Origin of the sequence: Novosphingobium sp. PY1, from assembly GCF_017312445.1 — a bacterium.
Classification (GTDB): Bacteria; Pseudomonadota; Alphaproteobacteria; order Sphingomonadales; family Sphingomonadaceae; genus Novosphingobium.
Window position 1 is genome coordinate 1 of record NZ_BLTI01000008.1, and the last position, 23,540, is coordinate 23,540.

The window sequence follows — 23,540 nt, forward strand, 5'->3', positions numbered from 1 at the left end:
GTTGCCACCGGCACCGACACGTCGGCGCCGGTTACCGGCAACCTTGGCGGGGCTGGCATCGCGGGCACCTACGGCACGCTGATCCTGGGCGCCGACGGCAGCTATACCTACAACAGCACGGCCAATGCGATCGCCGGCGGCGCAACCGACAGCTTCGTCTACACCATCACCGATGGCGACGGCGATACCTCGACCACGACGCTGACGATCAGCCTCACCGATGTTTCGCTGGTCGGTGATGACGAGAGCGTGACGGTTTACGAAAAGGCCCTCGATACGGCCCAGACTGGCGCGGATGTTGCGGCCGGTTCGATTACCGGTTCGATGCCTTCCGATACGGGCGAAACCGCGAGTGGCGCCATCTCCGTGACGGGGGCGAGCGGCTATTCTATCGCCGGAGGATCCGTCAGTGGGAACGAGACGACGGTTGTCGGGACTTACGGCACGCTCGTGCTCAACAACAGCACCGGCGCCTTTACCTACACACTGACCTCTCCCGTCACGACGACGCCGTCGGCTAATGACGGCGTGTCGACGGCGCTCGGCGCGGAGAGCTTCACGTACACCGCGAGCGACGCCAACGGGAACACGACGACAGGCACTATCTCGATCGATGTTGTCGACGACACGCCCTATGCCGTCGTGCCCGAGGCGATCCAGGTGACCAATGGCGCGGCGCCGGTCTCAGCCCCTGCGGACCTTGATGCCGACATGTCGGTGATCGACAACTACGGGGCCGACGGGGCGGGCACTGTGCGCTTCGCACCGTCACTGGACGGGGCGGACAGCGGCCTGACGCACAACTTCGTATCGATCACCTACACGCTGGTTAGCGATACGGTGCTGGAAGCCTATGCCGGCGCGGACAAGATCTTCACCGTCACGCTGGACCCTACGACGGCCACCTACACGGTCGACATGGACGGGACCATCGACTCGATCCAGACCATCGACTTCAATGACGGCGGCTACAATTTCGTGGGCGGCAACAACAGCTGGTCGGGCTTCATTCCGGTGGGCGAGACGGTGGGATCGCCGATCGACAACAACAGCCAGGATCTGCTGCTGACACCGTCGATCAACAACGCCGACGACGGCACGATCAACTCCACCGCCAATACCGGCGGTATCGGCGGGGGCGCTTCGGTCGGTTCGAACGAGACCTTCCGGGTCGACTTCGTCACCGATCTGCGCGGCAATCCGGCAGACGGTCAGGGTGACTACGATACGGCGGCCAACCGGGACCATGTCTTCGATGGTCACTATACCGTCAACGGTGCGGTTGCCCTGTTCAAGTCGAGCGGTGGATCGACCGTCAACATCGCAGCCTTTGATGACCCCGACGGCAACACCGTTGTCGGCGACGGGGTGAAGGACACGATAACGGGTGTCTCGATTGCCTATCAGGGTGTCCCTTACGAGGATGCGAGCGGCAATCCGATCATTATCCCGACCACGACGGCGACAGACTACATCGTCAATGGCCATACTTTCACGGTTACGCTTCTCGGGGATGGTTCCGTCGACGTTGCCGGTGTCGCAGGTGCATCGGGCGCCAGCCTCTCCGGCACGCAGATCGCGGTCTTCACGGGCGACGGCTTCAACAGCGTCGAGTACACCTGGGCTGGCGGCGACACCTTCCAGATCGGCGACTTTGGCGCGAGCACGCTGACCAATGACCCGGTCAACTTCACCATTCCGGTCGAAGTGGTGGACGGCGACGGCGACGTTTCGGCTCAGTCCAATCTCTCGATCACGGCAGTTACGACGACGCCTCCGGTGGCGCTAGATCTCGATGGCGACGGCGTCGAATTCGTCGGGCTCGATGCCGGAGTCACGCACGACTATGGCAGCGGACTTGTGCAGACCGCTTGGGTCAGCGCCGATGACGGCCTGCTGGCCCACGATACCGGGCACGGCCTCGATATCGTCTTCACCGACGATGCCGCGGGAGCGGAAACCGACCTCGAGGGCCTGCGCCTGGCTTACGACAGTAATGGCGACGGCAAGCTGACGGCAGCCGATGAGAGCTACAGCGAGTTCGGCGTCTGGCAGGATGCGAACAGCAACGGCGTTGTCGATGCGGGCGAGTTCAAGACGCTGGCGCAGATGGGGATCACTTCGATCGAGCTGACTGCGGAAGGCCCGGGGTCGTCGCAAGCCGATGGCGATGCAATCGTCCATGCGACCGGCGAGTACACCATGAAGGGTGCCACTTACGCACTGGCCGACGTCTCGTTCGCAACGGCGAGCGTCGAGAGCCAGACTGCGGCACGCACCGCCGAAATGGCGACGATCACTGCGGCTGCGGCAGGCTTCATGATGTCGGGTGCGGCCCATGCGATGCCGCTCTCGCCAATCGCGATAGAGGCGATTGCCGCGGCGATGCAGACTTTCGAGACGCATCTGCCCGAAGTGACGGTTGCAGTGCCGGAACATGCTCCGGCGACGCCGCCGGTGACATTCCTGCAGGATGGCCAGCAGGCTCACCAGGACAGCGAGCCCGAAAGCCACCCGTCGCAGCACGCAGCGGAGCAGGGCGCCGGGCATGGCCTGGGTGACGTGGTGCAGCATCAGGACGTCTCCGTGCAGCCGATTGGCGGCGGCGAGGAAGGCCACGTCCAGGCGAGTGCGGCTCCGGCTCTGTTCGGCGGCGCTGACTCGGGGCTGATGCAGGCATTGCTGCTCGCCGCACAGGGCGAGCAGGCCGGTGGTTCGAATGACCAGGGCAATGGCACCGGAGCCGGGCAGGGGAGCGGGCACGGGGGCGAACATGGCTCCGGGAATCTACCTGCCGTGCAGGAAGCGATTGCCGAAAGCGCCGGGCACCATGCTGTGGACTCGCTGATCGACCACTTCGCCGGGCATCAAGGCGCGCACGGCGCTCCCGCGATTGCCGAGACGATGGGGGCGGACGGCCTGGATCACGTGCTTGGCGCCATGCTCGCCGGCGGCGGCCTCGACGGCCTGCACGCGGCGGGTCTGGCCGGTGGATTTGAGATGGCTGCAATGGCTGCAGCCATGGAAGCACATTCGACGACGGTCGCCTGACGCGACCCGGGATATCGAGGGGATGAAAATGACGGGCAATTGGAAGGGGCCTCTGGCGGCATTCGCGCTGGCTGGATGTCTGGTCCCGGTGGCGGCTTCGGCACAGGACCAGCAATCGGACCTGATGTCGCTGGGCAAGGGGGAGCTCAAGAGCGAGATCCGCACGCGATACGACGCGGCTCTGGCGCAGACCGGGGATGCGAGCGTCGTTTCGGCCGATACGCCGGCCTACATGTGGGCTTCGCAGGCCAAGGCGCAATGCGGCATTGCCATGGGTTTCCTGAAAAGCGGGACCAAGGACCCCGTCAGCATCGGCAAGTGCGACGAGGCCTATCGCCGCATGACCCAGCCGCAGATGGTGTCGCAGGAAGCCGCTGCCCCGCAGCCGCCGGTCGCCGAGGCACCGTGCCTGCCCGGGCCCTACATCGTGTTCTTCGACTGGGACAGCAGCATGATTTCGCCCGACGCGGCGACGATCCTCGATTCGACCGTGTCTTCGACCGCAGGCTGCGGCGGGGCTGCGATCCGGATAGACGGATATACGGATCGTTCGGGAAGCGACCGCTATAACATGGGGCTTTCGACGCGCCGGGCCGATGCCGTGCGCGACTACCTCGTGTCGCATGGCACGACGGCCAATTTGTCCACGCAGGCGTTCGGTGAAAGCAACCCGCGTGTGCCGACGGCGGATGGGGTTCGCGAACTCCAGAACCGCCGCGTTGAGATTACGGTCGAGTGACCGGGAGAGGTGTGAAGATGTTGTACGGTAGAACCATCGCGGCGGGGATTGCGGTCCTTTTGTCCGGAACGGCTTCGGTGGCGCTGGCGCAGTCGGCCGGCCCGGTGAGCCTGCGCGATGCCATAGTCGTGGCGGTCAATTCGAACCCCGAAGTGGCGCAGGCCCAGTATAATACCGAGGCCATCCAGTTCGAGCGCAAGCAGGCGCAGGGCCTTTATGCCCCGCGCGTCGATGTCGAGGCATCGGCAGGCTGGCGCCACCTTGAGAACAGGACCCGCCGTTCGCTCGGCATTGCCGGGCAGGAACTCTACCCGCTGAGCGCTGAAGTGCGTGCGGAATGGGTTGCCCTCGACTTCGGTCGCCGTCGCGGAGAACTGCTGCGCCAGGCAGCGCGCGTCGACGGTGCCTCGCTTCGGGTGGTCGAACGTTCTGAATACATCGCCCTTCAGGTCGCGCGTCAGTACCTCGATATCCTCCTCCAGCAGCGCATCGTTGCCGCGAGCGAGGATAACGTGGCGTTTCACCGTTCGCTGGTGAACGATCTGACAACTGGAGTGGAACAGGGATCGATCTCGATCGCCGACCAGCAGCAATCGGAAGAACGACTGCAGGCCGCGCTCGTCCGCCAGTCGGAAGCCGAGCAGGACCTGACGGAAGCGAAGATCAAGCTGCGTCGGCTGACCGGTCTCGACATCGACAATGTCACGATGCCGCCCGAACTGGCGGAAGGCTTGCCGGCCACCCTCAGCGAGGCGGTCGGGATGGCCCGCACTGAAAATCCGCTGGTCAAGGAAGCGGCGGCGGACGTCGATGCTGCAGGGGCACTGGCCGACAGCGTGCGCGGCGACGGTTTCCCCAAGATCGGCGTGGACCTGAACGGCCGCGCCGGTGAGGACATCGACGGTTTCCGCGGTTCCACCAAGGATGTGCAGGCCCGCGTTTTCCTGCGCTGGAACGTGTTCGACGGCGGCATCAACCGCGCCAACTACCAGGAGATGGTGCGCCGCGCGAGCGAAGCGCGCTATCGGCTCTACCAGGTGACCCGCGAAGCCGAAGAGGACGTCCAGACCGCCTGGACCACCCTGCAGACGCAAGGGCGCATCGGTGAACAGCTGGGCAACCAGAGCCGCGTGTCGGATGACCTGCTGCTCTCCTACCGCAGCCAGTTCAACGTCGGGCGTCGTTCGCTGCTCGACGTGCTCGATGCGCAGAACACGCGCTACAACGTGCAGGTCCGGCTCGAAACCGCGCGCTTCTCGGAAATGTTCGCCCGTTATCAGGTGCTGGCCGCGACCAATCGCTTCCTCACCACGATCAACGTGCCGGCAGGTGCCGGGGCCGGTATGAACGAGCGGGACCGCTTCCACTACGGGCCGCCCAATCCGGCCGAGACACAGTACCGCACCTATCCCTGACCCTGCGCATGGCGGCGCGGCGATTGACGGCAGTGGCTAACGGGGGCGGTTCTCGCCCCCCTGGATGAGCGTAATGTTCGAAGCAACGGAAGTGAAGCGCGGCGAGGAAGACTTTCTCGTCGCGTGCATTGCCCGCATGGCGGAAAAGGCCGGCGTCTCCTGCGCGCCGGTCATGTTCTCCTCGCTGGCGCGCAATGCGCAAGGCTACCTGCCGCGTCACCAGGCCGAAGCGGCGTTGGAGCTGCTGGGCCTCAACTGCGACGCCTCGCGTCGCACCAGGTTGCCGACCAAGCCGGAGTTCTACCCGGCCATCGTCTCCTTCGAAGAGGGCCAGGTCGCCGTCATTCACGAGGTGAAGGACGCGGATGCTCGGGTCTGGCGTCCGGAAACCCGCAGTGAAAGCTGGGAGCCGGTAGCGGCACTTGCCGAACGCTACGATGGCTGGATGGCCACCGTCTTCGGAGATTCCTCGAGCGCGCGGGAAGCTGGGGCGCCTTGGCAGGAGCGGGCCAAGAGCCACTGGTTCTGGAGCGAGCTGTACAAGCTGCGCGGCCAGTTCTGGCCGGTGATGGTGGCCTCCGTCATCGTCAACGTGCTGGCGTTGTCCTACCCGCTGTTCTCGATGAACGTGTACGACCGTGTCATCCCTAACCGCGCGCAGGCCACCTTGTGGGTGCTGGCGGCAGGCGTACTGATCGCCTTTGCCATGGATTTCATGATCCGGCGTGCGCGGACCCGCGTGCTGGACCAGATCGGGCGCGATCTCGACCTGAAGCTGTCGCAGAAGATCTATTCCAAGGTGCTGTCCTCCCCGCTCGCCGGGCGCAAGGGCCACACCGGCAACCTCGTGGCGCGCGTCTCCGAATTCTCGCTGGTGCGCGATTTCTACGCCTCGACGACGATTGTCCTTGTCGCAGACATGGCCTTCCTCGTCCTGTTCCTGGCGGTGATCGCCTATATCGCGGGCTGGCTGGCGATGGTGCCGCTGATCGGGGCGGCGTGCATGGCGATCTTCGGCCTGCGCCTGCAGCGCAAGGTCAGCAGCGCCGCGCTCGATGCGCAAGTCGACAACGGGCTACAGCAGACGCTCCTGGTGGAATCGATCTCGGGCATCGAAACGCTCAAGAGCCTGTCGGGCGAAGGCGTGATGCTCGGCCGCTGGCGTCAGCTTGCCGAAGCCGGTGCCCATTCGCAGCGCCGTCTGCGCGACGTCAGTTCCGCGGCGATCTCGCTGGCTTCCACCTTCCAGCAAGTTACCAGCATCAGCCTTGTCATCGGCGGATACTACCTGTTCGACGCGGGCAAGATCACGATGGGCTCGATCATCGCCATCGTCATGCTTTCGACCCGTTCGCTTTCTCCCGCCGCGCAGTTGGCCTTTCTGCTCACCCGCAGCCAGCAGGCGCGCAAGGTGCTGGATTCGCTGCAGCAGGTCTGGCTCGAAGAGGATGAGCGCACGATGGGCAGCACTTCGCTGACCCCCGAAGTGCGCAGTGCCAATGTCCGCACCGAGGATCTCGAATTCACATATCCGCAGGCCTCGATCCCCTCGCTCGCCGGGATCAACCTGACGATCAAAGAGGGCGACCGCATCGCCATCATCGGCAAGGTCGCCTCGGGCAAGTCGACGCTGGGCCGGGTGATCTGCGGTCTCTACCAGCCCACCGCCGGCTCCATGCTGATCGACGGGATCGACAGCCGCCAATACCGGCCGCAGGACCTGCGCAACGCCTATCGCTTCGTGGGGCAGGATGCCGTGCTGTTCAGCGGCTCGATCAAGGACAACCTCGCGATCGGGGCCGGTATCGTGCATGACGAGGACCTTCTTCGCGCCTTGCGGCAGGTGGGGGCGGACGAGTTTCTCTCGCGAGATGCCAGCGGTTTCGATCGTCCGGTCGGCGAATCCGGCGTCCAGCTTTCCGGCGGGCAACGGGCGTTCCTGTCGCTTGCCCGGGCCATGGTGAAGCCCTCGCGACTGCTGTTCCTCGATGAGCCGACCGGCGCCATGGATAGCCAGACCGAGCAACTTTTCGTCGAGCGCCTGTCCCAATCCCTGTCACCTTCGCAGACACTTGTTGTCGCGACCCACAGACCGGCACTTTTCTCGATCTGCAACCGCCTGATCGTGCTGGACAGGGGGCGGATCGTCGCTGACGGTCCGCGCGACGAGATCATTGCGTCGGCAGGCATGGGAGCCAGATCGTGAACGCCGCAGCTGCCTCTATCGTAGGGCATGGAATGCAGCGCACACGTGCGCACGCTGCCCCGGTGCGCGCCAGGCGCGCGATGATGGCGGCGCTCGGCGGCGTCGTCCTCCTTGGCCTCGTCGCCTGCACGCAGGTTCCCGGGCTGCGCAGTATCTTCGGCCTTGGCGCGAACGAACCGGCGCCAGTCATCGTACCTGCCGAACAACTGCGCGAAGTCGAAGCCATGACGGTGGACGACAAGTCGCAGATCCTCGTCGAAGGCAGCGAGGCCGAACAGCGCAATGCCGCGATCGCCGTCTCGGGCCTCCCGGTGGAAAGCGCGGCCAGCTTCGTCCTGCACGACACTTCCGGTGCTGCCTATCGCACGGCGCTGAAATGCATGACCCAGGCGGTTTATTACGAGGCCGCCCGCGAACCGCTGGAGGGCAGGCGGGCCGTGGCACAGGTCGTGCTCAACCGGGTGCGCCATCCCGCCTATCCGAACAGCGTCTGCGGCGTCGTCTATGAGGGCTCGCAGCGCACGACCGGGTGCCAGTTCAGCTTCACCTGCGACGGTGCGCTGCTTCGCGCGCCCATGGCATCGCTTTGGGCCGAGGCTCAGGAAGTCGCGCGCGAGGCCCTTGCCGGGCGCGTCGAGGCCAGCGTCGGCACCGCTACCAACTACCACGCCGATTACGTCCTGCCCAAGTGGGCCTTCACCCTCGCCAAGATCGACAAGATCGGCCGCCACATCTTCTATCGCCTCCACGGCAAGTGGGGCCAGCGTGCGCTGTTCACCAGCGCCTACAGCGGGGTCGAGCGCATTCCGGCGCTCGATTACGAAGGTTTGCGCGCGCGCCTGATTGCCGCATCGCAGCCGCTGGTCGAGCCCGCACCGGCGCCGGGCCTGACCGTCCCGCCGGCCGTCACCGACCGCCATGCCGCCAACGACGTCGGCGGGCGCATCGATACGACCAAGCAATGGCGCCTCTCGATCCCCGATCCGGTTTCGGCCAGCTCGAAGTACCAGTCCGCCATCGCGGCCAGCACGTTGGCCCATTCGCAGGCTGTCGAACCGGGGATGGAAACGGCATCCGCACCGCCAAGGATAGTGCTCGCACGATGAACGCCATGATTTCGTCTTTCAGGCAGCGGATCGGTTACGACGACTGGGATGCCAGCCGCAGGCTGATTGTCCTGTGCGGCGTTGCCCTGCTGGTGCTGTTCGTCTGGGCCGGGCTTGCCCGCGTCGACGAAGTGACCCGCGGCATGGGCAAGGTCGTGCCGTCCAGCAAGGCCCAGCTCGTCCAGGCGGCCAGCCCGGCCACGGTGCTGTCGATCCTCGTGCGGCCCGGCCAGATGGTGAAGAAGGGCCAGTTGCTCGTCCGTCTCGACGATTCCCAGTCGTCTTCCGCGCTGGGTCAGTTGCAGGCAGAAAACGAGCGCCTTGCCGCGCGGGCCGATCGTCTGGAAGGGGAGGGCACCGGCACGGAAAGCTCCTGCGGCGAAGGCACGATCTGCGCCGAGGAAGCACGCCTTGCCGACGTGCGCCGCGCCGCCGCGCAGAGCCGCCAGAACGCCCTTGTTGCGCAAGTCGATCAGCGTCGCCGCGATCTGCAGGAGGGCCAGGCAACGGTCGCCTCGCTCCAGAACAGCGCGAAGCTGGCGCAGGACCAGGTCAACATGCTCACCCCGCTTGCGCAGAAGGGCATCGTCCCCAAGACCGAACTGCTGACTGCCCAGCGCGATCTTGTCGACACGCAGGGGCGGCTCTCCGCGGCGCGGCAGGGCGTCGGCCGGGCGCAGGCGGCGATCCGCGAAGCCGAGGCGCAGTTGCGGCAGGCCCGCCTCGATTTCCAGCAGGAGGCGCTCAACGAGCGCAGCGAGATCACCACCAAGATCGCGGTCAACGAAGAGACGATCAAGGGCGCCGAGGCCCGCCTAGAGCGCAACGAATTGCGCGCGCCCGCGACCGGCTACATCAACGATGTGCAGGTCACCACGGTCGGCGGCTTTGTGAATGCGGGCGAAAAGCTCATGCAGATCGTGCCGGTGGGCGAAAAGCTGCTGGTGGAAGCGCGCGTCGATCCCAAGGACATCGCCTTCATCAAGGTGGGCGATCCTGCCAACGTCAAGGTCACCGCCTACGACTTCTCCATCTATGGCGGGCTTACGGGCCGCGTGCGCAACATCAGCGCGGACAGCATCTACGACGACGTCGAGCGCAAGGCCTACTACAGTGTGATGGTGGAAACCGACAAGGCGTTCATCGTCAAGAACGGGACGCGGCTGCCGATCATGCCGGGCATGATCTGCGACGTGGAAATCGTGACGGGGCGCAAGAGCATCCTGACCTACCTGTTCAAGCCGGTCCTGCGCGCCTTCGACGAGGCTCTCACCGAGCGCTGATTTTCACGCTGGGCGGCAGCGTTCAGCGTGCGGCAATAAGCGTCGGGGCCTGTTCCGGTTGGCGGGTATAGCCGTGCAGCCACTTGCCGCTGGTGCTGAACGACATGATCGGCCGGTAGTCGTAGCTCATTACGCCGTCGAGCAGCTTGTCGGTCGCATTGTCGAGCACCCAGTAACGGCCCTCCAGCTTCACGACGAGCAGGGCATGATCGGCGTTGCGCACGGTATCGCGCGCGATCGTCAGGTACATGTCGGAACGCGGCACGCCCAGTGCGGCAAGCGCCTGCATCTTGAAGATCGCGATGTCCTCGCAGTCCCCGGCGCCGCGCTTGAGGGTCGCGCCGGCGGTCGCCCAGTAGTCGGACTTGCCGTAGATCTCGCTGTCCTCGCGGTAGCGGATATGCCGGTTGGCCCAGGCATTGACCGCCGCCAACGTCATTTCGCTCGCCCCGGCGCCGGAGCGCGCGGCCATGGCGGCGACGGCACGGCCAGGCAATCCGGCGCGGCGCACCCGGTCCCACTGCGCATCGAAAGTGGTATGGCGCAGCGGCAGGCGGGCGCTGCCGAGAAAATTCTCCGGATCGGCCGAGGCGCGGCTCGTCGCTGAGTAGATCGCCGGCAATGTGCGCGACTGGGTAAGGGCTGCGCAGCGCAGTCCCCCGGCAGCCGGTGCGATCGGCGCCGTCACCAGCGCCTGCGACGATTGCCCGGTGCGAGACGACTGCTGCATAGAGATCAGTTCAAGCCTGCTCGGTGCGCCGCCCAGCAACGCTGCCGCCTTGCTGGTCACAGGTTCCGCCGCCCGCGCCATGAGCCCTGCAGAAGCAGCTCCCTCGCAAACGCTGGCGAAGGAGTCCGGTTGCGATGAGGGAAGGCCGGAAAGGCCCGACACCCCCGCCACGGCAACCAGCGGCAGCCCCAGCACAACGGAGGCCGAAGCCTGCGCCGGCGCAGCAATCGCGAGCTGAAGGCCGAGGACCGGCACACCCGCAGCAACGAGATGGGACCACTTCATACGGCAAATTCTTGCCGCAGCGGCATCAATATGCCGTTTATCCCCGTGGTTAGCGGATATTAAGGATGTTGGGGGTCAGGCTGCGTTACCGGCAATGTCGTTTCGAAGGAAATGCATCGCCAGATCAGTCCAATGAGCAGCAGGCAATAGACGAACGTCAGGTTGACCCCGAGGGGAAATGTAAGCGCACGGCAAGCCAGTGGCGCAAGATAGAGGAGAGCCAGAAGCGTACGCTTCCATGCTCCGAAGAGGCGTGTCCTCGGTTGCCTCGCCAACCATAGCCAAGGCAGAATGAGAAACGCGAGATCGTAGTTGAAAAGGTACGGCGTCACCAAGGCGCTGGCGGCGAAAAGGAAGGCGAGTTTTGCGTCAACGGAGACCTTCGAGGACCAAACTTTCCAGGTCAGGCATATGAGGATGACGCTCGTCACGCCTTGTGCCCAGACCGCGAGTATTTCGCTACCGGCAGCACGAAAGGCAGCATAGACTGTGGTCTGACGCAGGAAGAACTCTGGTCCGGAACTGGTCATCAACACGCGGCTTACTTGCCAGCTTTCGGGATATGCCAGCATCGTCCCGGTGCCGAAGATCATCCATGCCAGCAATAATAGGGCTGTGCTCGAGCACGCAGCACCGGCGAAAGCGCGCCAGTTGCGCGAAGCCACGAAGGCAACAGGCATAAGCAGCGCCAGGTGCGGTTTGATGATGAGCGTGCCGGTCCAAAGCCCCGCCACGAAGGGCCTGCGCTCCAGACTGGTGGCGATGGCTGCTTGCAGGCCGCCTGTCAGCAGACCGGTCTGCGCGTGCCATGCCGAAACCAGGGCCCCGGGGAAAGCTGCGATTGGCCAGCTCAACGCCGGTTCGGCGTTGCGCGTCTTGTAAAGCCAGAACCCGTATGTGGCGCAAATCCAGGCAATCCACGCATGATTGTAGGCGAGGAGGCCAAGGGGAGCGACAATGAACAGGAAGGGTGGAGGATTGACGAAAGCGAAGACGTCGTGCCAGCCGACGGTGGCCTGTACGGCGAAAGTCGACGCGATATCGTAAGCGGTATCGGCTGCCCCGGCCAGGACCAGTTTGCCGGCCGACCAAAAGGCCAGAAAGTCGCTTCCGCCATCTCCCGTGGCTTGGCCGTAGAAGTGCAGGAAGCTCGGTAGAGAGGCTATCAGCAGAATCGCGGAATAGCCGACGAGCCTCTGGCGATCGATCCAGCGCAGTTGCAGGAAAGCGAGTTTACCGTCAGCCGGATGAGGGCTTTTCACAGGTTCATGCGCCGCGTGTAGAGAGGCGGGCTGCTAACCTGCAAGTGCTGCGTGCTTTGTGCGGGTACGATGGCGAAATGTCACGTTAACCCGCTCCGACAGGATCAGGTATGGCAGCCAGATCACTGCGCTGATCAGGACCTTTTCGATGTTGCCTGAAAGCAACGAATGCAACGCCGTCGCAACGGATGCGGGCAGGTTGCCGGTTTGCGTGACCTTTTCTGCAATCTGCAACTGCATGATCACGTCAAGAAGCCAGGTGAAAACGAGCATTCGCGGGAACAAAGGTGCAGTGCGAAGTGCCATGACGAAGCATATGGTGTAGAAGAAGTTCAGGGTGACGACATCCAATGTCATCATTCCTACCATCGTGGTGGCCCATGTTGGCGCGCTTGCCGGCATCGCCGGCATCGCCAGCATGAATTCGGTCGTCCGGAACGGCACGTTGAGCAACATTCCGGCGATCAGGGACGCCATGAATCCCGTCGGACCGAAGGCCGGTATCCGGCGCGCTTCCAGACAATCCAGTTGCCGCCATTGACCATAGCGACAAAATCGTACCGATGGCTGGCATGCAAGGTCGCGCAGCGGAAAACACGTTGCGGCGATACGATACGCAAGAACCGGTGCCATGGTTACGGCAAGAAACGGGAAAATCATGGAGGCAAGATTTGCGATCTGCGTTTCCCCACTCGATGCAATGGCAACCTTCGCCAGGGCAAAGAGCAACATCGTGCCAAGCCAATAGGTAATGATCCGTTCCATGCGCGAATGGAAAAAGTTCACGGCAGCCACGCTCCTGGTGTTCAACCAGGAGAACAGCACTCCTTTGAAATATTCGACCTTGCGACTGTCCGATGTTTGCGGTTGCCACATGTTCGATTTTTCCCTTTCCGTTCCTCCTTTAACATGGTCCGGTTTGGTTAAGCAGGCGTAAAATTCCGATGGACCAATGGACGGTGAGTCGTTTTCGAATCGCGCCGGGTTGATGCCGAATCCCCACAAGTGCTTGGAAATTAACCAATTATTTCAACAATTAACTTTCGTAAGCTACTGATTTACGGAGATAAAAAATACACTTAGCTTTTTAATTGACCAACTTGACCTTCCTGATCAATTCTAAGCGTGCCCTGTGAGGGAACCTACGCATAGGAACCGATGCAAGTCACGGTTCTATAAGAACAATAGGTCGCGTTGGTTCCAGTGTACTCTCTCACGGACGGTGGGTTAGCCGGAAATAGATGCCGGAGCCCTGGAAACATTAGTCAGGCGGGCAGCCATGGGGCTGGGGGACCGCAAAATGTTGACTAGGAGTGCGCTATGATCAAGTTTTTCCGTAATTTCGTTAATGATGAAGCTGGCGCTTCGGCTGCCGAATACGCTCTCATTCTTGCTCTTGTCGGCACCGGCATTGCGCTGGCTGCCTATAACCTCGGCACTGCCGTGTCGGGCGCGATGAATGATGCAACGACTTGCATCAAGAGCACCACTGGCACCTGCTAATATGTTAAGGCCTCGTCCCGATAAGGGGCGAGGCCGCTCATTCATTTCCTGAGGGCAAAAAGGGGGGGCGCTCAAATGCAGGGGCGCAATATCATTCTCATAGGAATAGCAGTAGTATTAGGCTTGATTGCCGTATTATTGGCTAATTCCTATTTTTCGGGTGTCGAACAACGACAGGCCAAGATCGCGCGAGAGCAGAATCTGAGCCAGATTGTCGTGGCAACGAAAGAATTGCCCTTCGGTACTGTTCTGAACGATCAGAACGTCCGGCTTGCAAATTGGCCTTCAAACTCGATCCCTGAAGGGGCCTTCACTTCGATTGCCGACGCAGCGGGTAAAGGCAACGCGACCTTGCGCAGCATCGTCGCTGGCGAACCCGTTCTGGCATCGAAGCTGTCTTCCCGCCCAACCCTGTCGGCCAACCTGCCCGCTGGACAATATGCCGTCGCTGTTCCGATCAGCGCTGTTGCCGCCGCTGGCGGCTTTATTCGTCCCGGTGACACGGTTGACGTCCTGCTGACGCGCAAGATCCCTGGCGATGGTGCTGCGGCCGATGACAAGATGACGGACGTCGTTCTCTCGACCGTTCCTGTTCTCGCCATAGATGTCGACGCAAGCGAAAAGAGCACCGAACCAAAGGCCGAAAGCAAGACCGCCACTCTGCAGGTCGATACGCTCGGCGCGCAGAAGCTGGCCTTGGCCCAGCAGCTTGGTGTTCTCAGCCTTGCTCTACGTAATGCTACGGATCAAACCGTTACCGCGGCATCAACCGTCCTTCCGAACCAGTTGACAGCCCGCAAGCTCTATATTGCCTCGCGGGAGAGCCGCGCGCCGTCAGCTCCGGCTGCACCGATCTCACGGTCGGTCATGTCGCCTGCGACGAGCGCGCCGCGCAGGAGCGGACCGATGATGACGATTTTCCGTGGCAGCGAACCCAGCCAGTATGAGGTGCAACGTGGCTACTAATCGCACGACGCGTACGGCGCTTGCCCTTGCCCTGGTGGCGATGTCGGGAGCCGGCCTTGCCGGATCGGCCGACACCGCGCGGGCCCAGGCTCTCACTGCCGGGGGACTTCATGCGGGCACGCTGGAAGTGCCCTTCAACAAGAGCCAGGTCGTCTCGGCCGACCGACCGATCGCGAAAGCGATGGTCGGCAGCTCTGACATTGCCGACATCCTGCCGGTCACGGATCGTTCGATCTACGTGCTGGGCAAGAAGATGGGCACGACCAGCCTGACGCTTTACGACAGTGCAGGCCGGGTAATCTCGATCATCGACATTGCCGTCGGTCCCGACGTCGAGGCGCTCAGCGACCAGATCAACGAACTGATCCCCGGCAGCAAGATCGATGCCCGGATCTCCAACGACTCCGTTGTTCTGACCGGCATGGTCAACAGCGCGGGCGCTGCCGACCGCGCAGCCCAGCTCGCCAAGGCCTTTGCCGGTGACAAGGTGATCAACCTTGTCACGATGGGTTCCAGCCAGCAGGTCATGCTGGAAGTGCGCTTTGCCGAGGTTAACCGGACCGCAGGCAAGGATATTGGCGTAAGCGCCTTTGCGAACTCGGATAACGGCAAGTTTCGGTCGGTGACCGGCTTGGGCTCACAACTGGTTCCCGACCCGGATACCGGCGAGGGAATCCTGCAACTTTCTGCGATTACAGATGCCTTCGGGATATTCCGGCAGAGATTCTCCATCGGCAAGCTCAACATCGATGCCACGCTCAATGCGCTGGAATCGCGCGGACTGGCGAAGACCCTGGCCCAGCCGACGCTGGTCGCCCTTTCAGGCGAAAAGGCATCGTTTCTGGCCGGCGGTGAATTCCCGGTTCCGGTTGCGCAGCAGAGCAGTGCAGGTGGCGGTAACGGCAACCAGGCGATCACTGTCGAATTCAAGCCCTTCGGTGTAAGCCTGGGCTTCACGCCGACGGTCCTTGGCGACAAGACAATCAGCATGATCGTCGAGCCGGAAGTCAGCGCGCTCGATCCAACGGCATCGATCACGGTGGGCAATATCGTGATCCCGGGCCTGCGTACACGCCGGGCCAGCACCACGCTGGAACTGCGCGACGGTGAAAGCTTTGCCATCGCCGGTCTGCTCCAGAAGGACTTCGAGACGACGATCAAGCAGGTGCCGATCCTCGGATCGCTGCCGATCATCGGTTCGCTGTTCCGTTCCAGCGGCTTCAAGAAGGGCGAAACCGAGCTTCTGATCGTGGTGACGCCAAGGCTCGTTGCGCCGATCAAGCCCAGCCAGGTCCGCCTGCCCACCGATCGCGTTGCCGATCCGGGTGAACTGAACACGTTCCTGCTGGGACAGCCCTATAGCCCGCAGCCCGTCGCTCCGGCGGTACCGGCGGGTGACCAGGCCGACACGCAGGACAAGGGGGACGGCTATGAATATTGAGAAGTCCATGCTGCCCGGGCTCACCGCGGCGCTGTTTCTCGTCGCCGGACTTTCGGCCTGCGCGACAACCGATACTCCGCCTTACATGGGCGGGCCGGACAACTTCGGTGAAGCCAATCGTCAGACGATGATGGCGCAGGTCATCGATCCCGATCCGCATTACGACACGGCCATCCCTGAAACCTCGGGCGATCACGCCGCAGATGCGGTGGAGCGCTATCGCGAAGGCAAGGTCAAGCAGCCTGAACGCATGACGACAACCTCGAGTATGTCGTCAGGCGGCGGATCGAACTGACGGGGGGCAGGGGACGCAGCCATGAAGCGCGATGTTTTCCGAACTCTGAAAGAGGATGAAAACGGCGCGGTTGCGGCGACATATGCCCTTGCCCTCATGGGATTGATTGCGGTCGCGGGGGTCGGGTTCGACTACGCCCGCTTGTCGACGATGGACAGCGAGTTGCAGAACGGTGCCGACCAGGCGGCCCTTGCAGGGGCATCGCAACTGGACGGCAAGACCGGTGCCTGTTCGCGCGCTGCAACTGCGGCCATCTCGCTCGTCACCAACACGACCCTGCTGGCCAGCACCGATCATTCGATTTCCATTCCGTCGGAAACGGCCTGCGATGCGACCGGAAGCGTCCGGTTCTGGCAGAACAAGGACGCCACGACTGCTGCGACCAGCGACGCGAATGCACATTTCATCGAAGTCGATGTCGCTGTCCGCACCGTCGACTATGCCCTGACACCGGTGACGGGGCTGCTGAGCGGCTCTTTGAACGCCAGCGCCATGGCCGGGCTGGGATCTTCGATCTGTAAGGTTCCACCCGTCTTCATGTGCAATCCGGCGGAAACGACCGATCCGACCTTCACCGTGTCTAATTATGTCGGCAAGGGAATGCGCCTGATCGCCAACGACGGCGGCGGCAATTACGGGCCGGGCAATTTCGGTTATCTTCAGACAAACGCCGGTAACGGCGCGCAGGCAACGGCACAGACCCTCGGACGCGTCGATATTCCCGGAGATTGCGTGGGAGTCGATAGTGTCACCACCAAGCCCGGCGAACAGGTCAGCGTGCTCGACGCCCTGAACACGCGTTTCGACATCTACGACAATGGCCTCAATCAGGCTTGCGGTAACGGAAATGGCCTGTGCCCACCATCGGCTAACAGCCGCAAGGACCTGATGCACAAGGGCGGGGCCGGCAATTGCGGGATCGCCAATGGCGGCGGCAATGGCTGGGTGGAAGCGCCGCATCCTTACCGGCCAACCTCTGCCACGACGCCTTTGAGCGATACTGAGATCGCGAACACATCGCCGATGGGCTATCCGCGCGACATGTGTCACGCGGTCAGCCTCACCGGTTCGTGCAGCGGCGGTACGATCGGCGACGGGAATTGGGACCGCAACGCCTATTTCAAGACCAATTCGCAGAATTACGCATCAACATTCAGCATTTCGGGAGCTTTCGGCACCTCAACGCCGACGCGCTATCAGGTCTATAAGTACGAAGCCGACAACGCGGCAAGCCGGTTGCAGAACCAGAGCGATGGTTCCATCGTTTCGCGGCCGCAGCCTTATTGCCAGCCGCCCGGAGTGCCGGTGAATGGGGCCGCGCCAGATCGCCGCGTCATTTCGGTGGCCGTGATCAATTGTCAGGCGGAAGGGGTGACAGGTTCTACTTCGGGCGTCCATGTCCAGTCCTGGGTCGATGTGTTTCTCGTCGAACCCTCGGCTGCGCGCGGAACGGGTGCATCGAAGTATACCGAGAAGAGCGACGTCTACGTTGAAATCGTGCGGGCGACGCAGCTCGGCGGGGGAGGGAGCACGGCGGCGCAGCAGATCCGCCGCGACGTTCCCTATCTGGTGAAGTGACGATGCCCGGTTTTCATGCCATCATGCGGAACCAATCCGGTGCGGCAGCAGCCGAGATGGCTTTGATCCTGCCCTTGGTCCTGCTCCTGATCTTCGGAACATTCGAGGGCGCATACTACATCATGTGCGAACATCGCGTGGTGAAGGGTGTGCGTGACGCCGCCCGTTACGCCGGGCGCCTGCCATTCAGCGAGTACGATTGTTCGACTGGCTTTACTGGTAATGCGACTGCGGTAAAGAACCTAGCGCGCACCGGTCAGATTTCTGGGGGCACGGCAAGCGTTTATGGCTGGGTCGATTCAGATGTGACCATTTCTGCCGATTGTCAGCCGGGCAACAAAGGTATTTACGCTCCAATCGGAGAAAACGCGCCCAGAGTGAAGGTCAGCGCCGATGTCGCCTATCCTTCCCTGTTCGGGACGCTTGGACTGGTGACTACGGATTGGAGGCTCAAGGCTTCCGCCCAAAGTCCGGTGATGGGCCTATGATGCGTCTTTTCGATCTTATCCGGAACGAAGACGGTGCCAGCGCAGCGGAGTTCGCGCTCGTCCTTCCCATCCTGTTGATTGCCCTGATCGGCACAATCGATGTCGGGCTCTATGCCTGGAACATCAATCAGGCGGAAAAGGCGACACAGACCGGCGCCCGCTGGGCCGTGGCAACGGACATGGTTGCAAGTGGCCTCAAGACCTACAGCTTCGCTGTCTCAGGCGGTGTGCCCCAGGGGACCGTCGTCGATCAGACGGCTTTCCCTGGCGTGACCTGCCAGAGCAACGGCACGACGGCTTCGTGCACTTGCGCCAGCGGCGGCACCTGCAGCTTTCCGCTTACAGCCGACAATGCGGCTTTCACGCGGCTCGTCACGCGCATGGCGCAGATCGACGGCGACATCACGGCGAGCAACGTCGTGGTCACTTACGCTTGGTCCGGTCTGGGCTTCTCGGGCGATCCCAACGGCCCCGACGTTGCACCGCTGACAACCGTCAGCCTGCGCAACATGACGTACACGCCGCTGACCACGCTGCTGTTCCAGGTTTCCGTTCCTCTGCCATCATTCGCGTATGCGCTGACCATGGAAGATGGCAGCGGAACTGTGTCCAATTAGGTGACTTCAATGGGAATTCATGAACAACTCGCCCAATCGATAAGGGAAGGCACATTGAAGAGCGACACCGACATCCTCGTCATTGCCAGCGGACCGTACATCTCCGCTTTCAATGCCGCGGTCGGGGGCAGGTTTCCGGCAGGAGTGCGGGCGCACGAGCTCGATCCGGCCGAGCAGGTGCCCGACGCGGTGATTGGTGAAGCCACCCAGATCGTTTTGGAAGTCGATCCGCGCGATGCAGGCTCGATGCGGCGACTGTCGTCGCTTCGTGAGCACTATGTCCACGTTCCGCTTATCGCGGCGATCGGCGATGCCAGCGTCTCGCTCGTACGGACGCTGGTGCGACAGGGGGTAAGCGATGTCGTCTCGCTGCCGCTCGAACCCGAAGAACTCATGCAGGTGGTGCTCGAAGCTTCGGTGCGGCGCGATACGCGGCCCCGCTCGACGCAGAAGCTGGCACCGCTGGTGGCGGTCGCGCGTTCCATCGGCGGCTGCGGTGCGACTTCGATCGCGACGCACCTCGCTTCGGATCTTGCCGAGCATGCAGGCGCCGCCGGTGCTGTCATCGTCGACCTCGACCTGCAGTTCGGCAACGTCGGGATTTATCTTGGAGTCAACGCCCGAGGCAGTCTCAACGACCTTCTGGAAGCGGGCGACCGCCTTGACGACGATCTACTGACTTCAATCATCGGCGAGGCGGGCGAAGGGCTTTCCGTCATTACCGCGCCCGAGGCGATCCTGCCGCTTGAATCGGTTGATATCGACCAGTTGCTGCGGGTCATCCATCTGCTGCGTCAGCGCTTCGGTTATGTCGTTCTCGACCTTCCTGCCAACTGGACGAACTGGACATTGTCTGCGGCCCTGGCTGCAAATTCGATCATCCTGGTATGCGAGCTTTCGATTGCAAGCCTGCGCCAGGCGCGTCGCCGGCTGGAACTGTTCGCGTCGGTCGGGATCGAGAGTTCCGCCGTGGAAATCGTCGTCAACCGGGTCGAGAACCGCTTGTTCAAGACCATCGATCTCGATGATGTTTCCCGCACGCTCAACCACCGGGTTCTGGGCAAGGTTGCGCTGGAATCGCCTCTTGTCAGCACGTCGCAGGACCAGGGAATGCTGGCGAGTGCTGTCCACCGCAAGAGCAAGTTCATGGCAGACGTCCGCAGACTCGGTCAGCTGCTGAGAGACAGCAGTCTCAAGAGGGAGGACTGATCATGTGGCAGCTTCGCAGAACGCCGGAAGTCCAGGATCCGCCAAGCGCGGCATCCAGGATGTCGCTCGACAAGCTGACGCCTGCGCCGCTCTTCGAACCGGAGCGTCGCGAAGCCTCGCGCCAGCTCGACCTGAAGATAGAGATCCACCGGCAGTTGCTCGACCAGATCAACCTCGCCGCGCTCGACAAGATGTCGCGAGAGACGATTGCCAACGAGATTTCGGTCATCGTAGCCGAGATCCTCGAGCAGCGGAGCGAAATGCTGAACCGCGCCGAGCGCCTGACCCTGTGTGAAGAGGTTCTCGACGAGCTCCTCGGCCTCGGGCCGCTTGAGCCGCTCCTCAAGGACGAGACGGTCAACGATATTCTCGTGAACGGTCCGGATTCGGTATTCGTCGAACGCTTCGGCGTCCTTGAGAAAGTGACCACGCGCTTTCAGGACGGTCGCCATCTGCTCAGGATCATCCAGAAAATCGTGAGCGCGGTCGGCCGTCGCATCGACGAGTCCTCGCCCTTCGTCGACGCCCGACTGCAGGATGGCTCGCGCGTCAATGCGATCGTCCCGCCGCTGGCCATCGATGGCGCGCTGCTTTCGATCCGCAAGTTTTCCAAGAAGCCGATCAGCATGGAGCGCATGGTCGAGATCGGCAGTATCGTCCCGCAGGTCGCTGAAGTGATGCGCGGGATCGTGCTCGGACGGCGCAACATCATCATTTCCGGCGGCACCGGCTCGGGCAAGACGACGATGCTCAATGCGTTGTCCTCCTTCATCGACGAGCGTGAACGCATCGTTACCATCGAAGACTCGGCGGAACTTCAACTCCAGCAGGAGCACGTTGCCCGCCTCGAAACGCGGCCGGCCAACATCGAAGGGAAGGGCGAGGTCACGCAGCGCGAGCTCGTCAAGAACGCCCTGCGCATGCGTCCCGACCGCATCATCCTTGGCGAATGCCGTGCCGGTGAAGCCTTCGACATGCTGCAGGCGATGAACACTGGCCACGACGGATCGATGACGACGATCCACGCCAATACACCGCGCGATGCACTCTCTCGTATCGAGCAGATGGTCGGCATGAGCGGCATCGATATTTCCGCCCGTTCGATCCGCGGACAGATCGCGGCGGCCATCAACGTCGTGATCCAGATCGGACGCCTTTCGGACGGCAAGCGCAAGCTGCTCTCACTCAGCGAGATCACCGGCATGGAAGGCGACACGATCACCATGCAGGAGATCTTCCGCTTCAAGATGACCGGGCGCGACGACGCCGGAAACGTTCTGGGCCATTTCGAGGCTACCGGCATTCGTCCGAAGTTCGCGGGCCAATTGGCCGAGCAGGGCATCCACCTCGATCCCGATCTGTTCCGCCACTCTGCTGCGTTCGACGCGTCATGACTGCACTTTTCATCAGACTCTTCGTCCTGATCGCGGCATTCATAACGGTTTTCCTGATCTCGCAGATCTTCCTGCGATTTGCCTGGGACCGGCGATCGGAGCGGTCCGGAATTAACGAACGTCTGCGAATGCTGCGGGCGGGGCTATCGCGCGAGGCGGTGGCTTATAACCTGCTGAAGAATGCCCCCCCGCACCTTTCTCCGGATGCCGGTTGGTTCGAGCGCAAGTATGTCAATTTCATTCGCATGGTCATGATGGCGGCGATGCGGACTGAGGCGAAGCAAATCCTGCTGCGCATGGTCATTGCCTTTATCGCCTCGCTGTGTCTGCTGCTGCTTGTTCTCTTCGTCCTTCGCATCACGATCACCCTGGGCGTTGTCCAGCTTGCCCTGGTTCTTTGCCTCGGTGCGACGATTGCGCTCCCGATCATGTTGATCAGCCGCAAGGCGGAAAAGCGCCGCAAGAGAATGGAAGAGCAGTTCCCGGTGGCTCTCGACATCTTCTCACGCTCGCTCCGCTCTGGACATCCGATTGCCTCGGCCGTCGGCATCATCACTGAAGAAATGTCCGATCCTGTGGGCACCGAGTTCGGCCTTGTGTCCGACGAAGTGGCCTATGGCGCCGAGCTCAACGATGCTTTCGCGGCCATGGCCGAGCGCTGGGACCTTGAGGACATCCGCATGTTCGTGGTGTGCGTTTCGGTGCAGAGCGAGACGGGCGGCAATCTGGCTGAAATTCTCGACAATCTCTCGAAGGTCATCCGTGAGCGTGCAGCGCTTTACCTCAAGGTACGTGCGCTGAGTTCGGAAGGGCGCATGACAGGCTGGATGCTCACCGTCCTGCCCGTCTTCACCTTGCTTGGCATGTTCCTGGTCAACCCGATATTCTACCTCGACGTTGCTCAGGATCCCATCTTTGTCATCGGTTTTCCCGCGCTCTTCCTGCTTTACTGCGTAGGGGTCTATTCTATTCGACGCCTGACGGACCTGAAGGTGTAAATATGGTCGAGTTTGTCGCCAACAACGCTCTGATCCGCAACTTCCTGTTGCTCCTGATCTTCGCCCTGGTGGTCGGTGTGGCGCTCGCCGTCATGCTCGCCACCTCGAAGCGGGCCCGGGTTCGCACGAAGCTGGAAGTGATCGGTCGGGAAAGCATAAGTTCGCACTCGGCATCCAGTTTGCGCCGATCCAGCGAAGATGCCTGGTCGCGGCTGGTGGCGCGAATCGAGAGGGCGGGGCTCAATCTCAGCGATACCAAGTCCGATGCGCTGACCGAGCAGATGCAGGCGGCCGGCTTTGAATCTCCCGCTGCGGCTCGCATCTATACGCTAGTGCGCCTGATACTTGTGATCGCCCTGCCGACTGCGCTGATCGGGGCACTGCTGCTTGCGGGCAGTGATGTGAGCTATATGAAGCTCTATATTATCGGAACTTTCAGCGCCGTAATGGGCCTCTACGTTCCCAACATCTATGTCCGAGCACGAGCCGCTTCACGGCGCCAGGAAGTGCTAAATGGCTTTCCCGATGCGCTTGATTTGATGCTCGTTTGCGTTGAGGCGGGGTTGGGCCTTGAGGCAGCGTTCGATCGTGTCGGGCGTGAAATGGTGACTTCGCACCCGTTGGTTTCGCGTTTGCTGGTGACCACGACGCTGCAACTGCGTGCCGGTGCCACGCGCGAGTCCGCGCTGCGCAACATGGCTGCCATGGCGCGGATCGACGAAATCGGATCATTCGCAACGCTGCTGATCCAGTCCGACAAGCTGGGTACAAGCATAGCGACGACGCTTCGCGTCTACGCGTCGGAAATGCGAGAGAAGCGCCGGATGCGTGCCGAAGAAAAAGCGCACCGCATTCCGGTTCTCATATCCATTCCTCTCGTGGCCTGCATGCTGCCGTCGATGATCGGCACGCTAATGCTTCCGGCGGCCATCCGGGTCGTGCGAATTATTCTTCCAGTGATGAGTGGGGGCTGA

At 62.3% G+C, this 23,540-nt stretch carries 20 protein-coding genes; 17 read left to right on the forward strand and 3 right to left on the reverse strand.

Translation table 11 applies throughout. The annotated features are described in order from the left end of the window. The 6 genes from J3474_RS11415 to J3474_RS11440 form a co-directional block, all read left to right on the forward strand. Positions 1 to 3,051 (forward strand): Ig-like domain-containing protein (locus J3474_RS11415; RefSeq protein ID WP_207094303.1); only part of this gene is annotated, 3,051 nt, incomplete at its 5' end. Positions 3,052 to 3,079: 28 nt separating this feature from the next. Then, positions 3,080 to 3,790, forward strand: a complete 711-nt coding sequence (locus J3474_RS11420; protein WP_052117823.1) for an OmpA family protein — start codon at positions 3,080 to 3,082, stop codon at positions 3,788 to 3,790. 17 nt (positions 3,791 to 3,807) lie between these two features. After that, on the forward strand, positions 3,808 to 5,205 hold the full coding sequence (locus tag J3474_RS11425) for a TolC family protein (RefSeq protein WP_207094304.1): 1,398 nt from the start codon (positions 3,808 to 3,810) through the stop codon (positions 5,203 to 5,205). 73 nt (positions 5,206 to 5,278) lie between these two features. After that, positions 5,279 to 7,411, forward strand: a complete 2,133-nt coding sequence (locus tag J3474_RS11430; protein ID WP_207094305.1) for a type I secretion system permease/ATPase — start codon at positions 5,279 to 5,281, stop codon at positions 7,409 to 7,411. A gap of 32 nt (positions 7,412 to 7,443) precedes the next feature. After that, positions 7,444 to 8,517, forward strand: a complete 1,074-nt coding sequence (locus tag J3474_RS11435; RefSeq protein WP_242528371.1) for a cell wall hydrolase — start codon at positions 7,444 to 7,446, stop codon at positions 8,515 to 8,517. After that, positions 8,514 to 9,800: an HlyD family type I secretion periplasmic adaptor subunit gene (locus J3474_RS11440; RefSeq protein ID WP_007015161.1), complete on the forward strand. Its 1,287-nt coding sequence runs from the start codon at positions 8,514 to 8,516 to the stop codon at positions 9,798 to 9,800. The genes J3474_RS11435 and J3474_RS11440 overlap by 4 nt, the downstream gene beginning before the upstream one ends. A 22-nt stretch (positions 9,801 to 9,822) precedes the next feature. On the opposite strand, the gene J3474_RS11445 is transcribed toward J3474_RS11440, so the two are convergent. From J3474_RS11445 to J3474_RS11455, 3 genes are read right to left on the reverse strand one after another with little or no spacing between them, the layout of a single operon-like run. Further along, the gene (locus J3474_RS11445) at positions 9,823 to 10,815 is read right to left on the reverse strand and encodes a transglutaminase-like cysteine peptidase (protein ID WP_242528372.1); all 993 of its coding nucleotides are present in this window, start codon (positions 10,813 to 10,815) and stop codon (positions 9,823 to 9,825) included. Between the two features lie 59 nt (positions 10,816 to 10,874). Further along, the gene (locus J3474_RS11450; RefSeq protein WP_207094306.1) at positions 10,875 to 12,077 is read right to left on the reverse strand and encodes a glycosyltransferase family 87 protein; all 1,203 of its coding nucleotides are present in this window, start codon (positions 12,075 to 12,077) and stop codon (positions 10,875 to 10,877) included. Between the two features lie 33 nt (positions 12,078 to 12,110). Next, on the reverse strand, positions 12,111 to 12,953 hold the full coding sequence (locus tag J3474_RS11455; RefSeq protein WP_207094307.1) for a DUF2569 family protein: 843 nt from the start codon (positions 12,951 to 12,953) through the stop codon (positions 12,111 to 12,113). A gap of 444 nt (positions 12,954 to 13,397) precedes the next feature. Here J3474_RS11455 and J3474_RS11460 point away from each other — a divergent pair, with 444 nt between their 5' ends. The 11 genes from J3474_RS11460 to J3474_RS11510 all read left to right on the forward strand — a co-directional run bounded on the left by J3474_RS11460 (position 13,398) and on the right by J3474_RS11510 (position 23,540). Next, positions 13,398 to 13,580: a Flp family type IVb pilin gene (locus J3474_RS11460; RefSeq protein WP_207094308.1), complete on the forward strand. Its 183-nt coding sequence runs from the start codon at positions 13,398 to 13,400 to the stop codon at positions 13,578 to 13,580. Between the two features lie 75 nt (positions 13,581 to 13,655). After that, on the forward strand, positions 13,656 to 14,546 hold the full coding sequence (gene cpaB, locus J3474_RS11465; protein ID WP_207094309.1) for a Flp pilus assembly protein CpaB: 891 nt from the start codon (positions 13,656 to 13,658) through the stop codon (positions 14,544 to 14,546). Further along, positions 14,536 to 15,987, forward strand: a complete 1,452-nt coding sequence (locus J3474_RS11470; protein ID WP_207094310.1) for a type II and III secretion system protein family protein — start codon at positions 14,536 to 14,538, stop codon at positions 15,985 to 15,987. The genes cpaB and J3474_RS11470 overlap by 11 nt, the downstream gene beginning before the upstream one ends. Next, on the forward strand, positions 15,977 to 16,282 hold the full coding sequence (locus tag J3474_RS11475; RefSeq protein ID WP_232512459.1) for a hypothetical protein: 306 nt from the start codon (positions 15,977 to 15,979) through the stop codon (positions 16,280 to 16,282). Before J3474_RS11470 ends, J3474_RS11475 begins: the two co-directional genes overlap by 11 nt. Before the next feature lie 21 nt (positions 16,283 to 16,303). Beyond that, positions 16,304 to 17,860: a TadE/TadG family type IV pilus assembly protein gene (locus J3474_RS11480; protein ID WP_207094311.1), complete on the forward strand. Its 1,557-nt coding sequence runs from the start codon at positions 16,304 to 16,306 to the stop codon at positions 17,858 to 17,860. Between the two features lie 2 nt (positions 17,861 to 17,862). Further along, a complete protein-coding gene (locus J3474_RS11485; RefSeq protein WP_242528373.1) occupies positions 17,863 to 18,348 on the forward strand; it encodes a TadE/TadG family type IV pilus assembly protein in 486 nt (161 codons plus the stop codon). Then, positions 18,345 to 18,965: a TadE/TadG family type IV pilus assembly protein gene (locus J3474_RS11490; protein ID WP_207094312.1), complete on the forward strand. Its 621-nt coding sequence runs from the start codon at positions 18,345 to 18,347 to the stop codon at positions 18,963 to 18,965. The genes J3474_RS11485 and J3474_RS11490 overlap by 4 nt, the downstream gene beginning before the upstream one ends. Positions 18,966 to 19,019: 54 nt before the next feature. Further along, positions 19,020 to 20,174, forward strand: coding sequence for a pilus assembly protein CpaE (locus tag J3474_RS11495; RefSeq protein WP_242528374.1), 1,155 nt, complete (start codon positions 19,020 to 19,022; stop codon positions 20,172 to 20,174). A gap of 2 nt (positions 20,175 to 20,176) precedes the next feature. Next, the gene (locus tag J3474_RS11500; protein ID WP_207094314.1) at positions 20,177 to 21,568 is read left to right on the forward strand and encodes a CpaF family protein; all 1,392 of its coding nucleotides are present in this window, start codon (positions 20,177 to 20,179) and stop codon (positions 21,566 to 21,568) included. Further along, a complete protein-coding gene (locus tag J3474_RS11505) occupies positions 21,565 to 22,566 on the forward strand; it encodes a type II secretion system F family protein (RefSeq protein ID WP_207094315.1) in 1,002 nt (333 codons plus the stop codon). Before J3474_RS11500 ends, J3474_RS11505 begins: the two co-directional genes overlap by 4 nt. A gap of 2 nt (positions 22,567 to 22,568) precedes the next feature. Beyond that, positions 22,569 to 23,540, forward strand: a complete 972-nt coding sequence (locus J3474_RS11510) for a type II secretion system F family protein (protein WP_207094316.1) — start codon at positions 22,569 to 22,571, stop codon at positions 23,538 to 23,540.

Coding starts and splice junctions, on each gene's coding strand:
- J3474_RS11420 (WP_052117823.1), top strand. CDS start 3,080: ATGACGGGCAATTGGAAGGGGCCTCTGGCGGCATTCGCGCTGGCTGGA.
- J3474_RS11425 (WP_207094304.1), top strand. CDS start 3,808: ATGTTGTACGGTAGAACCATCGCGGCGGGGATTGCGGTCCTTTTGTCC.
- J3474_RS11430 (WP_207094305.1), top strand. CDS start 5,279: ATGTTCGAAGCAACGGAAGTGAAGCGCGGCGAGGAAGACTTTCTCGTC.
- J3474_RS11435 (WP_242528371.1), top strand. CDS start 7,444: ATGCAGCGCACACGTGCGCACGCTGCCCCGGTGCGCGCCAGGCGCGCG.
- J3474_RS11440 (WP_007015161.1), top strand. CDS start 8,514: ATGAACGCCATGATTTCGTCTTTCAGGCAGCGGATCGGTTACGACGAC.
- J3474_RS11445 (WP_242528372.1), bottom strand. CDS start 10,815: ATGAAGTGGTCCCATCTCGTTGCTGCGGGTGTGCCGGTCCTCGGCCTT.
- J3474_RS11455 (WP_207094307.1), bottom strand. CDS start 12,953: ATGTGGCAACCGCAAACATCGGACAGTCGCAAGGTCGAATATTTCAAA.
- J3474_RS11460 (WP_207094308.1), top strand. CDS start 13,398: ATGATCAAGTTTTTCCGTAATTTCGTTAATGATGAAGCTGGCGCTTCG.
- cpaB (WP_207094309.1), top strand. CDS start 13,656: ATGCAGGGGCGCAATATCATTCTCATAGGAATAGCAGTAGTATTAGGC.
- J3474_RS11475 (WP_232512459.1), top strand. CDS start 15,977: ATGAATATTGAGAAGTCCATGCTGCCCGGGCTCACCGCGGCGCTGTTT.
- J3474_RS11480 (WP_207094311.1), top strand. CDS start 16,304: ATGAAGCGCGATGTTTTCCGAACTCTGAAAGAGGATGAAAACGGCGCG.
- J3474_RS11485 (WP_242528373.1), top strand. CDS start 17,863: ATGCCCGGTTTTCATGCCATCATGCGGAACCAATCCGGTGCGGCAGCA.
- J3474_RS11490 (WP_207094312.1), top strand. CDS start 18,345: ATGATGCGTCTTTTCGATCTTATCCGGAACGAAGACGGTGCCAGCGCA.
- J3474_RS11500 (WP_207094314.1), top strand. CDS start 20,177: ATGTGGCAGCTTCGCAGAACGCCGGAAGTCCAGGATCCGCCAAGCGCG.
- J3474_RS11505 (WP_207094315.1), top strand. CDS start 21,565: ATGACTGCACTTTTCATCAGACTCTTCGTCCTGATCGCGGCATTCATA.
- J3474_RS11510 (WP_207094316.1), top strand. CDS start 22,569: ATGGTCGAGTTTGTCGCCAACAACGCTCTGATCCGCAACTTCCTGTTG.